Annotated in this window: 15 protein-coding genes; 6 read left to right on the top strand and 9 right to left on the bottom strand. The window is 34.7% G+C overall.

The genetic code is table 11. The features are described 5' to 3' along the window. Positions 1 to 43 precede the first annotated feature (43 nt). Entirely contained in the window at positions 44 to 358 is a 315-nt protein-coding gene (locus C8N37_RS18955) for an SRPBCC domain-containing protein (protein ID WP_108160404.1), read from the top strand. Positions 359 to 483: 125 nt separating this feature from the next. Here C8N37_RS18955 and C8N37_RS18950 read toward each other — a convergent pair whose 3' ends face one another. From C8N37_RS18950 to sucC, 3 genes are all read right to left on the bottom strand, one after another. After that, positions 484 to 1104 (bottom strand): L-threonylcarbamoyladenylate synthase, encoded by a 621-nt coding sequence (locus C8N37_RS18950; protein WP_021188797.1) that lies wholly within the window; start codon positions 1102 to 1104, stop codon positions 484 to 486. Positions 1105 to 1204: 100 nt separating this feature from the next. Beyond that, complete coding sequence (asnS, locus tag C8N37_RS18945) at positions 1205 to 2650, bottom strand: asparagine--tRNA ligase (RefSeq protein WP_108160403.1); 1446 nt, start codon at positions 2648 to 2650, stop codon at positions 1205 to 1207. Positions 2651 to 2834: 184 nt separating this feature from the next. Then, positions 2835 to 4028, bottom strand: coding sequence for an ADP-forming succinate--CoA ligase subunit beta (gene sucC / locus C8N37_RS18940; RefSeq protein ID WP_108160402.1), 1194 nt, complete (start codon positions 4026 to 4028; stop codon positions 2835 to 2837). Between the two features lie 173 nt (positions 4029 to 4201). Here sucC and C8N37_RS18935 point away from each other — a divergent pair, with 173 nt between their 5' ends. From C8N37_RS18935 to C8N37_RS18920, 4 genes are all read left to right on the top strand, one after another. Next, positions 4202 to 4858, top strand: a complete 657-nt coding sequence (locus C8N37_RS18935; protein ID WP_186812875.1) for an ABC transporter ATP-binding protein — start codon at positions 4202 to 4204, stop codon at positions 4856 to 4858. Between the two features lie 148 nt (positions 4859 to 5006). Then, positions 5007 to 5495, top strand: a complete 489-nt coding sequence (locus C8N37_RS18930) for an ATP-grasp domain-containing protein (protein ID WP_108160400.1) — start codon at positions 5007 to 5009, stop codon at positions 5493 to 5495. A gap of 5 nt (positions 5496 to 5500) precedes the next feature. After that, positions 5501 to 6046: an HAD family hydrolase gene (locus C8N37_RS18925; protein ID WP_108160399.1), complete on the top strand. Its 546-nt coding sequence runs from the start codon at positions 5501 to 5503 to the stop codon at positions 6044 to 6046. 136 nt (positions 6047 to 6182) lie between these two features. Further along, the gene (locus C8N37_RS18920; RefSeq protein WP_094771777.1) at positions 6183 to 7190 is read left to right on the top strand and encodes a LacI family DNA-binding transcriptional regulator; all 1008 of its coding nucleotides are present in this window, start codon (positions 6183 to 6185) and stop codon (positions 7188 to 7190) included. A 76-nt stretch (positions 7191 to 7266) separates the two neighbouring features. Here C8N37_RS18920 and lpdA (C8N37_RS18915) read toward each other — a convergent pair whose 3' ends face one another. Next, entirely contained in the window at positions 7267 to 8655 is a 1389-nt protein-coding gene (gene lpdA / locus C8N37_RS18915) for a dihydrolipoyl dehydrogenase (RefSeq protein WP_108160398.1), read from the bottom strand. Between the two features lie 255 nt (positions 8656 to 8910). On the opposite strand from lpdA (C8N37_RS18915), the gene C8N37_RS18910 reads away from it, so the two are divergent. Next, positions 8911 to 9204 carry a DUF3817 domain-containing protein gene (locus C8N37_RS18910; protein ID WP_108160397.1) on the top strand — a complete coding sequence of 98 codons (294 nt, stop codon included), beginning with the start codon at positions 8911 to 8913 and terminating at the stop codon, positions 9202 to 9204. Positions 9205 to 9224: 20 nt separating this feature from the next. On the opposite strand, the gene C8N37_RS18905 is transcribed toward C8N37_RS18910, so the two are convergent. From C8N37_RS18905 to C8N37_RS18885, 5 genes are all read right to left on the bottom strand, one after another. Then, positions 9225 to 9632: an acyl-CoA thioesterase gene (locus tag C8N37_RS18905; RefSeq protein ID WP_108160396.1), complete on the bottom strand. Its 408-nt coding sequence runs from the start codon at positions 9630 to 9632 to the stop codon at positions 9225 to 9227. 67 nt (positions 9633 to 9699) lie between these two features. After that, on the bottom strand, positions 9700 to 11106 hold the full coding sequence (gene lpdA / locus C8N37_RS18900; protein ID WP_108160395.1) for a dihydrolipoyl dehydrogenase: 1407 nt from the start codon (positions 11104 to 11106) through the stop codon (positions 9700 to 9702). 180 nt (positions 11107 to 11286) lie between these two features. Next, positions 11287 to 11892, bottom strand: coding sequence for a plastocyanin/azurin family copper-binding protein (locus C8N37_RS18895; protein ID WP_244914479.1), 606 nt, complete (start codon positions 11890 to 11892; stop codon positions 11287 to 11289). Beyond that, entirely contained in the window at positions 11861 to 13465 is a 1605-nt protein-coding gene (locus C8N37_RS18890) for a response regulator (RefSeq protein ID WP_108160394.1), read from the bottom strand. Before C8N37_RS18890 ends, C8N37_RS18895 begins: the two co-directional genes overlap by 32 nt. A gap of 7 nt (positions 13466 to 13472) precedes the next feature. Beyond that, positions 13473 to 14039, bottom strand: coding sequence for a chemotaxis protein CheB (locus C8N37_RS18885; protein WP_108160393.1), 567 nt, complete (start codon positions 14037 to 14039; stop codon positions 13473 to 13475). Between the last annotated feature and the right edge of the window lie 21 nt (positions 14040 to 14060).

The raw sequence follows: 14060 nt of genomic DNA, 5'->3' as shown, positions 1-14060 counted from the left end.
AAAAATCAAGGGTATGGTTATTGGAATATACTAGTTTTGGTATATGAAAGCACATATCGAACATACAATCACTATTAATGCCTCAATCGAATCGGTTTGGGGTGTGCTGACTGACTTTGATCAGTATAATGCCTGGAGTCCTACAATTAAGCAGTTTTTTTCTGCTCCACGTGTTGGTCAAAGATCAAAGGTTAGACTAGAGCAGCCCGATGGACCAAGTATGACCATGAACCCGATGTTTTTAGATATCACTCCTCTCAAAGAGCTTCGTTGGAAAGGCAGTCTTTTTGTCTCGGGTTTATTTGATGGCGAACACTATTTTATGCTCGAAAAAAAACTGATCAGGAAACAGTTTTAATTCAAGGAGAATACTTTTCAGGAGTGTTGGTCTATTTTTTTCGAAAGATGATCTATGGTGTAACCTCCAATGGTTTTAAGTCTTTTAATGAAGCTTTAAAAAAATAGGTGGAGAATAGGAATATCTTATAGATATTCCTCTAAGTTTCCTTTGCCAGCTCTGATAACTTCAAATTCGCCCTCTGTAAGGTCTACTACTGTAGAAGCAACATTATCACCATAACCGCCATCAATAACTAAATCGACTAGATTTTCATATTTTTCATGGATCAACTCTGGATCTGTTGAATACTCTAGAATGTCATCTTCATCCCTAATAGAGGCTGTAACAATGGGGTTACCCAGCACACGTACGATTTCGCGGACGATATTATTATCAGGCACCCGGATACCTACAGTTTTCTTTTTGGAACTTAATAATTTAGGAACTTGACTGCTGGCATTAAAGATGAATGTAAATGGGCCTGGAAGGGCTTTTTTTAGCACTCTAAAAACGGTTGTATCAAATGGTTTTGTATACAAAGATATATCTGTCAAGTCATAGCAAATAAAAGATAGATTGGCCTTGTCTGCCTTTAATCCTCTAATTTCACAAACTTTTTCTATTGCTTTCTGATTGGTAATGTCGCATCCTATACCATAAACCGTATCGGTGGGATAGATGATGACTCCACCTTTTTTTAGAACGTCAACTACTTGCTGTATTGACTTTTCATTAGGGTTATTATCGTAAATTCGGACTAACATAATGTTGAGATATAGTACTAAATTACAAATTATTTATAGATAAAAGAAAAACGGTCAAAACTGGATATGTTTTGACCGCTTGCTATCGTATTGCTATCGATTAAAATTCTGCGTTGTTCGGTGTACGAGGGAACGGAATAACATCTCTAATATTGGTCATTCCTGTTACAAATAATACCAAACGCTCGAATCCTAGTCCAAAACCGGAATGCGGAGCTGAACCATAACGACGTGTGTCTAAGAACCATTCCATTTCTTCGGCAGGGATATTGACTTCAGCCATACGTGCTAATAACTTATCTAAGTTTTCTTCACGTTGTGATCCTCCGACCATTTCACCGATACCAGGGAAAAGAATATCCATCGCGCGGACTGTTTTGTGTCCATTCGCATCTACATCATTTTGCTTCATATAAAATGATTTGATCTCCGCTGGATAATCAATTAGGATCACCGGTTTTTTATAATGTTTCTCTACTAAATAACGTTCGTGCTCGGATTGTAAATCAGCTCCCCATTCATCAATTAAGTATTTAAATTGTTTCTTTTGATTTGGTTTACTGCGTCTTAATATATCAATCGCTTCTGTATAGGTTACACGTTCGAAATCATTATTCAGTACAAACGTTAATTTATCAAGTAGATTTAATTCTGCTCTTTCTGCTGCAGGTTTATTTTTCTCCTCTTCTAATAAACGTGTTTTTAAGAATTCAATTTCTTCAGGACAGGTATCCAGCGCATACTTGATTACATACTTCAACAAATCTTCTGCTAAATCCATGTTATCTTCCAACTCATAAAATGCCATTTCTGGTTCGATCATCCAGAATTCTGCTAAGTGACGGGTTGTATTAGAATTTTCAGCTCGGAAAGTTGGACCAAAAGTGTAGATATTTCCAAGGGCCATAGCGGCTAATTCACCTTCTAATTGTCCAGATACAGTTAGATTAGTTGATTTTCCAAAGAAGTCTTCTTTAAAATCAATATCACCATTTTCCGTACGTGGAATATTGTTAAGATCTAATGAAGTTACACGAAACATTTCACCCGCACCTTCTGCATCAGAACCTGTAATAATTGGTGTATGCATGTACACAAAGTCTTTTTCATTGAAAAATTTGTGTACAGCAAATGCCAAGGCATTGCGTACTTTAAAGACAGCATTGAAAGTTGTTGTACGGAAGCGCAAGTGAGCGATTTCACGTAGAAATTCTAAGCTATGTTTTTTAGGTTGCAAAGGATATTTTTCAGCATCTGAATCACCTAAGATCGTCAACTCATTTACTTTGATCTCAACTTTTTGACCTTTACCCTGTGATTCAATTAAATTTCCTTTTACGCGTAATGCAGCACCTGTTGTGATTCTTTTTAATAAAGCATCTGGTGTGTTTTCAAAATCAACTACTGCTTGGATGTTGTGAATGGAAGATCCATCATTGATTGCTATAAATTGATTGTTTCGGAAAGTTTTAACCCAACCTTTAACAATAACTTCATGCCCAAATTCAGTGGCATTTAATAATTCTTTTATACGAGTATGTTCCATTTTTATTGTGGCATTTCAAATCAGGTCTAAATAATAGATCAGGATCTTATTTTTTTGTATGAAACTCAAAAATAGGGTATAATTTATAAAAATCCTTTATTTATTTAGAAATATTCGGTATTTGTTTTAATTAAAAAAGCCTCTGAGAATTTCAGAGGCTTTTGATATTGTTTTAAAGGGAAGATTATCCTTTTAATACTTTAGTTACTAATTCAGCAGCTTCTTGTAATTGAATTGCAGAATAAACTTGTAAGCCTGAATCATCGATTAATTTTTTCGCTTCAGCAGCATTTGTACCTTGAAGACGTACGATAATTGGCACAGGAATATTTCCGATTTCATTGTAAGCATCGATTACACCTTGAGCTACACGGTCACAACGAACGATACCACCGAAGATGTTAATTAAGATTGCTTTTACATTTGGATCTGATAAAATGATATTGAAACCAGCTTTTACCGTTTCAGCGTTTGCAGTACCACCTACATCTAGGAAGTTAGCAGGCTCACCACCAGCAATTTTGATGATATCCATCGTTGCCATTGCAAGACCAGCACCATTTACCATACAACCTACGTTACCGTCAAGTTTTACATAGTTTAAGTTAGATTTACCAGCTTCAACTTCTGTAGGATCTTCTTCCGTTACATCACGTAATGCTGCATAATCCGGGTGACGGTATAATGCATTCTCATCTAAGTCTACTTTGGCATCTACAGCTAAGATTTTATCATCAGATGTTTTTAACACAGGATTGATTTCAAACATAGAAGAATCTGTTGAATCGTAAGCTTTATATAAAGCAGCAACGAATTTCACCATTTCTTTATGTGCACCACCAGTTAAGCCTAAGTTGAAAGCAATTTTACGTGCTTGGAAAGCTTGTAAACCAACTTTAGGGTCGATTTCTTCTTTGAAGATTAAGTTTGGAGTTTTCTCTGCTACTTCTTCAATATCCATTCCACCTTCTGTAGAATACATAATGATATTACGACCTTTAGCACGGTCTAATAACACAGATACATAAAATTCTTTAGTTTCACTTTCACCAGGATAGTAAACATCTTGAGCAACTAATACTTTATTTACTTTTTTACCTTCAGCACCAGTTTGAGGAGTTACTAATTGCATACCAATGATATCTGTAGCACGTTGTGATACTTCTTCTAGGTTTTTAGCCAATTTAACGCCACCACCTTTACCGCGACCACCAGCATGAATTTGAGCTTTGATTACAACCCAGTCAGAATTGTATTCTTCTTTCAATTTTTTAGCAGCTTCTACAGCTTGCTCTGGAGTTTCAGCAACAATACCTTCTTGTACTCTTACGCCAAAACTTTTAAGTATTTCTTTTCCTTGATATTCGTGAATGTTCATTGCAAAAATGTTTGTGTTGTAAAAGTATTATTTTTTAAGCGAATGGTCAAGTTCTGAAGCATAATTTTAGGTTAAATTGACTTTATTTAAATACTATTTGGCTGATATGGTGTAATTGTGTATTGATTTATTCAAAGGTTTTGTTCGTAAAAAATATTTAACTTTGTGATATGATGTTACAAGCCAAAAGTATTTTCAAATCATATGGTCCTTTACCTATATTAAAAGGGGTGGATATCGAAGTTGCAAAAGGTGAAATCGTAAGTATTGTTGGTGCCTCTGGAGCTGGTAAAAGTACGCTTCTTCATATTATTGGTACTTTGGATTTGGCAGACAAAGGTGAATTGTTTATCAATGGTACTAATATCAGTGGCTTAAGTGCAAAAAAACTCAGCGCATTTCGCAATGAACACATCGGTTTTGTTTTTCAATTTCATCATTTACTCCCAGAATTTACAGCTTTAGAGAATGTCTGTATTCCAGCTTTTATCAAAGGTGTAGGACGTAAAGAGGCGGAGATTCGTGCCATGGAGATATTGGATTTGCTTGGTGTAGCACATCGTGCTAGCCACAAACCAACGCATATGTCTGGAGGAGAACAACAGCGGGTATCGGTTGCACGTGCACTGATTAATAATCCATTTATTATCCTTGCCGATGAACCTTCTGGTAATTTGGATTCTGAGAATGCAACGGCTTTACATCAATTGTTTTTCGATCTTAGGGATAAATTTCAACAAACTTTTGTGATCGTTACACATAATGAGGAACTGGCTCGTATCTCTGATCGTACTATTCATATGCGTGACGGGAATGTGATCGCATTATAATAATATGTGGGTCATCATGAGAAACTGAGCGCATGCTATAATGGTGTATCTAGTGCTCATGGAGGCTTCATCATTTTTTAAAACCGAGTGAAACGAGCTCAATTAATACCAATAAAGCTAACACTCATTAATTAAATAATTTATTCTGATGAAAAAAAGAATATTAATAACCTTTGGTACTAGAGGGTTAGGACAGCGTATTGCTAAGCTATTAGAACATGAATTTGATGTGTTTTTTGCGAGTTCGGAAGAAATTCCATCGCTATTATTAAATTCTGGAAAATATTTTAAAATACCAGCTGGGCTGATGCCTACATATGCGCATGAAGTGTTAAAAATAAGTTTGGACAAAGATATTGATTATGTTTTGCCTTTGGGTGGTTATGAATTTGAACCTTTAGCTGAGGCCAAAGTTTTATTTGAAGAATATGACATTAAAGTAATTGTACCTGCCCATGATGTACTACCAGATTACTTTGTGATTGAAAATCCAACCAAGGAATTATCTTTGGTTTTATTAGTTGGCGGTAAATCTTTACTTGATGATTTTGAAACGGTTGATTCTTCCATCGACGGCTTGTTTGTTATTTCTGATTCAGGTGATGATTTCGCTCTGTGTGCAGTTGCAAAAGTTTAAGTTTTATGTTAAAATATCACGACTTTCCTACAGATAAAAAAGTTTTTATTTTTGAATTGGATGAAGTTATCTATCCAAAGCGGGATTATTTATTACAGATTTATTATCTTTTTGCTAACTTTTTGGAGTTTACGGAGACTTTTCCTCCTCAAGCTGATTTAGTTTCTTTTTTGAAGCAGCATTTGGAGCAGGATGGCGAAGAGCTAATTTTTGAACATGCGGCAGATACTTTTCATTTCGATCTGAAATACAAAGAGCATTTTGAACGTCTTTTTGTCAATGCGGTATTGCCGGTCAAATTATTGATGAAAGAAGGAATACGTGAATTGTTAAGTGCTATCGTTGCAGATGGCAAACAGATTTGTATTTTGACAAAAGGTAATCCTTTGATGCAATTGAACAAAATAAAGCATATTGAATGGGGGGTATTGGCTTCTAAATTAAAAGTGTATTTTGTCGATGAGTTGCAGTTCCGTAAGCTGGAACCTTTGGATTACATCGCAGATGAACTTCAAATAGCTAAAAATGAATTCGTGTATATAGATGGTTAGTTTTTCGATTTAGCTATTGATAATCAGTTGTTTGTAGTGTGTGTTTAAATCTACTTTTCTTAAATAAAACTCTTTTTCTAAAAATATGCTAAAAAATGTTATATTTATCGGAATGTAAATTTAGTGAGATTCGACTATGAGTATGCAAGGGGATAAACCAACCACAATCAAAGAAATAGCTAAGAAGCTAAAAATTTCGCCATCTACTGTATCTCGAGCATTGAATGATCATCCAAGTATTGGGTTAGTGACGACCATGCGTGTGAAAAAGGTGGCGGAGGAATTGAATTATGAGCCAAACCAAACGGCTATATTTTTTAAACAGCGAAAGACGTTTACAATCGGTGTTTTATTACCAAGCCTTTCTGAACCATTTTTCTCTTCTGCAATTAGTGAAATTGAAAATGTCTCTAATGACCGTAAGTATACCGTAATCATGGGACAATCATTGGATGATGCTGAAAGGGAAGAAAGGATATTGAAAACATTTAAGAGTCATCGTGTTGACGGGGTTTTAATGTCAGTAGGAAAGAACACAACTAACTTAGAGTTTTTAGAAAAATTAGAAAACTCCGGAACACCAATTGTATTTTTTGACTGTGTACCCGATATTCCTAAAATCAACAAAGTAGAGAGTGATCTTGCAACTGGTATGAATGAAGCTATTGATGCTTTTGTTGCCCGTGGTCATGTTAAAATAGCTCTTATCAATGGTCCCCAATTGCTTCCTGCAAGTGAAGAACGCAAAAATTCTTTCTTGTCAGCATTAAAGCGTAATGGCTTGGATTATGATGAAAAATATATCGTAAATACAGATCTGACTACGGAAGGGAATGAAGCAGCTATGGAGAAACTATATGCTTTGCCAGAAAGACCAACTGCTGTTGTTTCTTTTAATGATTTTGTGACTTTGGATGTGATGAAGGCTGCCCGAAATAGGGGATTGGTTTTAAATCATGACATTCATTTTATCAGCTATGCTAATTATCCTTTATGGAAATATATGGAAAACCCTCCAATGGGATGTATCGAACAATTTCCAGGTAATCAAGCAAAGAAGGCTGCTGAGATTTTATTTGAGAAAATAAATAATGCAGACTTGGCTCCACAACAGATTGTTTTCAAATCAAGATTGATTATGTAATCCATCTTATCTATACTAAAACAGGAAAAGGCTTATCATTTGATAAGCCTTTTCCTGTTTTAGTATAGAGCTGTTGTTATAAATGAATCACTTCATCGTAAGCATCAGCACAAGCTTCCATGATCGCTTCACTCATTGTTGGATGAGGATGGATTGCTTTAATCATTTCATGACCAGTAGTTTCTAATTTTCTTGCTACAACAATTTCAGCAATCATTTCAGTAACATTTGCACCAATCATATGTGCTCCTAAGAATTCACCATATTTTGCATCAAAGATAACTTTGACAAAACCATCTTTCGCTCCTGAAGCTGACGCTTTACCTGAAGCAGAGAAAGGGAATTTACCAACTTTTACTTCGTAACCAGCTTCTTTAGCAGCTTTTTCAGTATATCCTACAGAAGCAACTTCTGGGGAACAATAAGTACATCCAGGGATGTTATTATAGTCTATTGGCTCTACATGAAGACCTTTGATAGCTTCGATACATAAAATTCCTTCTGCAGAAGCCACATGTGCAAGAGCTTGTCCTTTTACAATATCACCGATAGCATATACGCCGTCAATATTTGTTTTATAATAATCGTCAACCACAACGCGACCACGATCTGTTTTTACGCCAACTTCTTCAAGGCCTAAGTTTTCAATATTTGGCATGATACCTACTGCTGATAATACAACTTCAGCTTCGATCACTTCCATACCTTTTGCGGACTTAATATTTACTTTGCTTAAATTACCTGAAGTGTCAACAGATTGTACTTCAGATGAAGTTAAAATATTAATACCTTGTTTCTTTAAGCTTTTTTCTAATTGTTTTGATATTTCTTCATCTTCAACCGGAACAATTCTGTCCATGAATTCTACAACTGTTACTTTTGTACCAATTGCATTGTAGAAATACGCAAATTCGATTCCGATGGCTCCTGATCCAACGATAACAAGGGATTTTGGCTGTTTTGGAAGAACTAATGCCTGTCTATATCCAATGATTTTTTTACCATCTTGAGGCAAGTTAGGTAATTCACGTGAACGTGCTCCAGTAGCTAAAATAGTGTGTTTGGCTGTATATTCTTTTGAAGAACCGTCTGCAGCTTTTACATCGATTTTACCACCAGTTTTGATCTTTGCAGTACCATTGATGACGTCAATTTTATTCTTCTTCATTAAGAATTGAATACCTTTGCTCATTCCATCAGCTACGCCACGACTTCTTTTAATTATTGCATCAAAGTCAGGCTCACCGCCTTGTACATTGATACCATATTCAGCAGCATGATTTAAATATTCAAAAACTTGTGCACTTTTTAATAGAGCTTTAGTTGGTATACAGCCCCAATTTAGACAAATACCTCCTAAAGATTCGCGCTCGATGATAGCAGTTTTGAAACCTAATTGTGAGGCTCTAATGGCAGCAACATATCCACCAGGACCACTACCAATTACAATGATGTCGTAATTCATAAAATAATTATTGTGTAGTTGAATGCTCAATCTATTTTGAAAATTTCAAGATATTCAAAATAGCAAAGCTTGTTCAAAAGTACGCATTTTTTCTGAATGTTATAAATTACATCGACATTAAATTGGCAGATTCTAATAAACAAATGCGATAAGAATTTTAATTATGTCAAAGCAGGGTCAAACCATTAATTATAAAATATTCATCTCATTAAATAATTCTATTTTTGAGATTACACATTTTTAAATCAAGTTTTTATGCTCCGTATTTTTAGACAAATTGCACTTTGGGAAGCTATTTCAACTATTTGTTTGTTTTTCTTTGCTATGCCGCTGAAGTATTTTTTTGAAACACCCGAAGCGGTAAAAATCGCTGGTTCAATACATGGATTTTTTGTGGTTATTTTTGTTATTATGTTAATTATGTGTACCGTGGAGTATAAATGGAACTGGAAACGTCCATTGGTTTATTTATTGGCTTCATTAATCCCGATAGTAGGTTTTTGGGTGGAGCTAGATGTGAAAAAGATAATAACGGGTCAAAAGAAATAGAAAATAAAAAAGGATGATAGTTAACTATCATCCTTTTTTATTTTATCAATGCCTACGTAAGCATAAGTAATTTCGGTTCTTCCATGTGGGGTCGGTACTCCTTCTTTATTGAGATTGACAAATACTAATTTGTCAATAGAGAGTATGGTTTTTCGTGTAATTTTGTTTCTTACCTCACAGCGCATTGTGATGGATGTTGTTCCAAAATTAATTGCTTCTATTCCTAGTTCTATAATGTCACCTTGTTGTGCGGAGCTTACAAAATTGATTTCAGAAATGTATTTTGTAACTACATATGAATTTGCAAGTTGCACGATAGCATATATAACAGCTTCTTCGTCGATCCATCTTAGCAGAGTTCCTCCAAATAGTGAACCATTAGGATTTAGATCTTCCGGTTTTACCCATTTTCTTGTATAGAAGTTCATGTATTTTTTTTAAGCGAAGTAAGATCTTAAAAAAAGGGAAAATTAATATTTTCCCTTTTTATATTTTTTAAGCGTGAATTGCTCTATTTGAAGTGGCTGCCAATGCCGCTTCTTTTATTGCTTCTGTGTATGTGGGGTGAGCATGGCAAATGCGACCAATGTCTTCTGCTGAGGCACGGTACTCCATCGCTACTACAGCTTCTGCGATCATATCTGCTGCTCTTGGTCCGATCATATGTACACCAATAACTTCGTCAGTCTCAGCATCCGCTAATATTTTCACAAATCCATCTGTATCCATTGAAGCTTTAGCACGGCCAGAAGCTTTAAATGAGAAAGATCCAGTCTTATATTTTACACCAGCTTCTTTTAATTGTTCTTCTGTTTTACCAACTGAAGCAACTTCAGGCCATGTATATACAACACCTGGAATCAAATTATAATCGATATGTGGTTTTTGACCAACGATTCTCTCTGCAACGAAGATACCCTCGTCTTCCGCTTTATGTGCAAGCATAGCACCCGTTACAACATCTCCAATTGCATATACACCTGGAACAATTGTTTCTAAATGATCATTTACAGTGATTTTTTTACCTCTTTCTTCAACAGTAATACCGATATTTTCTAAACCTAGGTTTTCAGTATATGCTGTACGTCCTACTGCTACTATACAATAATCACCTTCCAAAGAAATGATCTCTCCTTTTGGATTCTCAGCTGTTACAGTAACTGTTTTACCTTTCGAAGTTGCGCCTGTTACTTTGTGACCAGTATAGAATTCCATTCCAACTGATTTTTTTAAAACGCGCTGTAATTCTTTTCCTAAGCCACCATCCATCGTATTGATGATCGACTTTGCAAATTCTACAACAGAAACTTTAGAACCTAGACGAGCGTAAACTGAACCTAATTCAAGCCCAATAACACCACCACCAATAACGATTAAGTGTTTAGGGATTTCTGTCAGATTTAATGCTTCTGTAGAAGTAATGATCCTTTTTTTATCTACCGGTAAGAATGGTAAAGAAGTCGGTTTTGAACCTGTAGCAATAATTACATTTTTACCTGTGATCTGCTCAGAAGTGCCATCTTCTTTTGTAATTTTAATGGTGTTTTTATCTACAAAGGAACCAATTCCTTGAAAGCTTTCAACTTTGTTCTTTTTAAAAAGGTAAGTAATACCTGCAGTATTTTGATTGATAACATCATCTTTGCGAGCAATCATTTTTTTCATATCAACCTTTAAATTACTTAAGCTGATACCATGTGCTTCGAAGGAATGTGCAGCATTGTGATAATGTTCTGATGAATCTAACAAAGCTTTTGAAGGAATACAACCTACATTTAAACAAGTCCCTCCAAAAGTGCTATACTTCTCAATGACAGCAGTTTTTAACCCTAATTGTGCACAACGGATTGCTGCTACATATCCGCCTGGTCCACTTCCAATTACTATTACGTCGTATTGCATCGATTACGTTTTAAATGTTTTAGCAAATTTAGTTATAATTAACATTATAGGAAACCTATTTTTGTTAAAAACATGTATAAATTTGAAATAATGGCCTCTTATTATTTTAATAAAAAAGGTTTCATCATAAAAAAGGCATCCCTTGTTTTAGGAATGCCTTAAAGTAATATTTCATATTGATTATTCTGCAACAATTTTCCCTTGCATGACACCGTAGTGTCCTGGGAAGCTACAGATAAAATCATAATTTCCTTTTTCTAATGTAAAAGTAATTTTATCTGTTTCACCAGGTCCTAATAACTTAGTATGCGCAATTACAGATGATAATGCCGATTTTGGTACATATTCATCCGCTTTTGCTGCTGCCGCTTCACCACCAAATGTAGCTAAGTCAGTTCCTGGTTTTAAGATAACGACATTATGACCCATTGATTCTTTTGGCATTGAACCTGCATTTTTGAATGTTAATTCTACACTTTCTCCTGCCTTAACGCGGAATAAATTTTTGTCAAATTTCATTGCATCATTACCTTCTAATACTAATGTGTTAGAAAGTTCAACATTTTCTATTCCAGGGATTGTTTCTGCTACTGTAGCATCTGAAGTGGTTTGCTCAGCTGTTGAACTGTTTTCTTTTGTTGTTGAATTGCCTCCGCAAGAAGCAAAAGATATTGCTAAAGCAATGACTGGTAAAACAAATAATTTTTTCATTATGTTATTATATTTTTTACTAAAAATAGGCAAAATATTGCGTTTAATTGTTTCTTTTGCGTAATAATTTTTCAATTATGGCATGTAAATGGTTTGGATCAAATGGTTTTCCGATAACTTTGTTTGCACCTGCCTCAAGTGCTTCTTGTTGCTCTGCCTCTAATACAGATGCTGAAATCGATATGATAAGAATATTGGCAATATCAGGATTAGTATGTTCTCTTATTCTTCTAATCGTTTCAAAACCACTCATAATAGGCATATGAGAATCCATAAAAATGATATCAAATTTTTTCTCTTCCACTTTTTCTAATGCTATTTTCCCATTACTTGCTGTTTCAATCTGACAATTCCAAGTTCTTAGAATATTGGCCAACATGAAACTGTTGAGTTCATTATCTTCTGCAACTAAAATTTTTAAATTGTCAAAACTGCTTAGTTCTGAATATAATATTTTTTCGGGTTTCGTTTTTTTGACCGCTGTTGTTCGATCAAACCAGCACTCAAAAGTAAATGTGCTACCTTTTCCATAATCGCTCGAAGCGATCACTTTTCCTCCCAGTAATGTGGCAAGTTTTTTTACAATAGCTAAGCCTAGTCCTGTTCCTCCAAATTTTTTGGTGATCCCATCTTCTCCTTGTTCAAAAGCAAAAAATATTTTTTCCAATGATTGTTCTGGTATTCCTATCCCGGTATCCATAACAATAAATTGTAGATATAATTTGGATTCACTGCTACCAATTAGATTAATACATAGATCAATACGACCATGAGCAGTAAATTTGAAACTATTTGATATGAAATTTGTAAGAATCTGTTTAAGTCTTAGTGGATCTGCTAAGAAGAAACTATCAATTTTATCATCTATTTTGATGGAGAAATTTAATCCTTTGTGAATTGCTTTGTGTACAAATAGATTTTTTAAGTCGTCAGTAATATCATGAACTGAAGTTGGTTCGAGTTCGAGTTTCATCATGCCTGAATCAAATTTTGACAAGTCTAAAATATCATTAACGATATTAAGTAAGTTGAGGGAGGCACTGTTTAGTTTGTTGACCCAATCTTGTTGTTCTATAGATAGGGGTGAGTTTTTGAGCATTTGGGCAATACCCATTACCCCATTGATGGGGGTGCGTATTTCGTGACTCATATTGGCTAAAAAAGTTTCTTTAGATTTTCGCGCTAATTCTGCTTCTTCTTTTGCTCGTATCAATTCTTCTTTAGATTTCTCTAAAGCATTATTTTTCTCTTTGATTTCATTTTGAGTTTGTACTTGCTGTACGAAAGATTTTACTTTAGCAATTGTTATTTCTGGGCTTAATGGTTTATATAGATAATCTACTGCACCGCTATTCAATCCTTGGATGAGATATTTTTCCTCTTTGGAGATTGCTGTGACCATAATCGCAATGATGTGACTGGTCTTGGGGTTATGTTTGATGAGCGATACAAATTCAAAACCGTTTATTTCGGGCATTTGTACATCCACTAAAGCAATATCGATATTTTGTTTATAACATAAGCGAAGGGCTTCATTAGGATCCTGACTACTTATGATATTGATATTTTCGATATCATTTAAAAGTGCTGTTAAACTAATGATATTTTCGATTTTATCATCAACTATTAATAAGTTTATGTTTTTCATTTATTAATCAATTTAATTGATGAATGTACTTGACAATTTCTTCTGTTGTATAAATATGATGCTGCGCATTTATATCGATTGCTGCTTGAGGCATTGTTGCAACTTCGGCAGAATCTGGATGCTGTACAACACAAATTCCACCATTATTTTTAATTGCTAATAAGCCTTTTGCTCCATCTTGATTAGCTCCAGAAAATAGTATAGCAATGCAGTTTTCTTTATAAATTTCAGAAGCAGATTCCATTGTAACATCTATGGAAGGTCTTGAGAATTGGACTGGCTCAGAATTATCCAATGCAAGTTTGAAATCTGGTTCAATTAATAAATGATAGCCTGGAGGAGCAAAGTAAACTTTTCCACCCTCAATTGTTTCTTTGTCCTCTGCTGATTTTATTGGTATGGCAAAAGTGTTTTTTAAAACAGATTCAAAATTAGATTCGAACTTTGGGTTTCGGTGGACAATTACAAGTATTGGGATAGGAAAGTCTTTTGGTATTGTTTTTAATAAATTTAAGATCACTCCAAAGCCACCTGCAGAACCTCCTAATAGTAATATTTTTTTTCCCTTTTTCATCAGGTTAAACTGTTTTTATAA

The organism is Sphingobacterium faecium, assembly GCF_003054045.1.
GTDB lineage: Bacteria > Bacteroidota > Bacteroidia > Sphingobacteriales > Sphingobacteriaceae > Sphingobacterium > Sphingobacterium faecium.
The sequence above is the reverse complement of the archived record's forward strand: the minus strand, read 5'-3'. Positions and strand labels throughout refer to the sequence as shown.

Excerpts from the sequence above, each read along its gene's own strand:
- C8N37_RS18955 (WP_108160404.1), top strand. The coding sequence starts at position 44 with ATGAAAGCACATATCGAACATACAATCACTATTAATGCCTCAATCGAA.
- C8N37_RS18930 (WP_108160400.1), top strand. The coding sequence starts at position 5,007 with ATGAAAAAAAGAATATTAATAACCTTTGGTACTAGAGGGTTAGGACAG.
- C8N37_RS18950 (WP_021188797.1), bottom strand. The coding sequence starts at position 1,104 with ATGTTAGTCCGAATTTACGATAATAACCCTAATGAAAAGTCAATACAG.
- C8N37_RS18910 (WP_108160397.1), top strand. The coding sequence starts at position 8,911 with ATGCTCCGTATTTTTAGACAAATTGCACTTTGGGAAGCTATTTCAACT.
- C8N37_RS18925 (WP_108160399.1), top strand. The coding sequence starts at position 5,501 with ATGTTAAAATATCACGACTTTCCTACAGATAAAAAAGTTTTTATTTTT.
- lpdA (WP_108160395.1), bottom strand. The coding sequence starts at position 11,106 with ATGCAATACGACGTAATAGTAATTGGAAGTGGACCAGGCGGATATGTA.
- C8N37_RS18920 (WP_094771777.1), top strand. The coding sequence starts at position 6,183 with ATGAGTATGCAAGGGGATAAACCAACCACAATCAAAGAAATAGCTAAG.
- C8N37_RS18890 (WP_108160394.1), bottom strand. The coding sequence starts at position 13,465 with ATGAAAAACATAAACTTATTAATAGTTGATGATAAAATCGAAAATATC.
- lpdA (WP_108160398.1), bottom strand. The coding sequence starts at position 8,655 with ATGAATTACGACATCATTGTAATTGGTAGTGGTCCTGGTGGATATGTT.
- C8N37_RS18905 (WP_108160396.1), bottom strand. The coding sequence starts at position 9,632 with ATGAACTTCTATACAAGAAAATGGGTAAAACCGGAAGATCTAAATCCT.
- asnS (WP_108160403.1), bottom strand. The coding sequence starts at position 2,650 with ATGGAACATACTCGTATAAAAGAATTATTAAATGCCACTGAATTTGGG.
- C8N37_RS18885 (WP_108160393.1), bottom strand. The coding sequence starts at position 14,039 with ATGAAAAAGGGAAAAAAAATATTACTATTAGGAGGTTCTGCAGGTGGC.
- sucC (WP_108160402.1), bottom strand. The coding sequence starts at position 4,028 with ATGAACATTCACGAATATCAAGGAAAAGAAATACTTAAAAGTTTTGGC.
- C8N37_RS18935 (WP_186812875.1), top strand. The coding sequence starts at position 4,202 with ATGTTACAAGCCAAAAGTATTTTCAAATCATATGGTCCTTTACCTATA.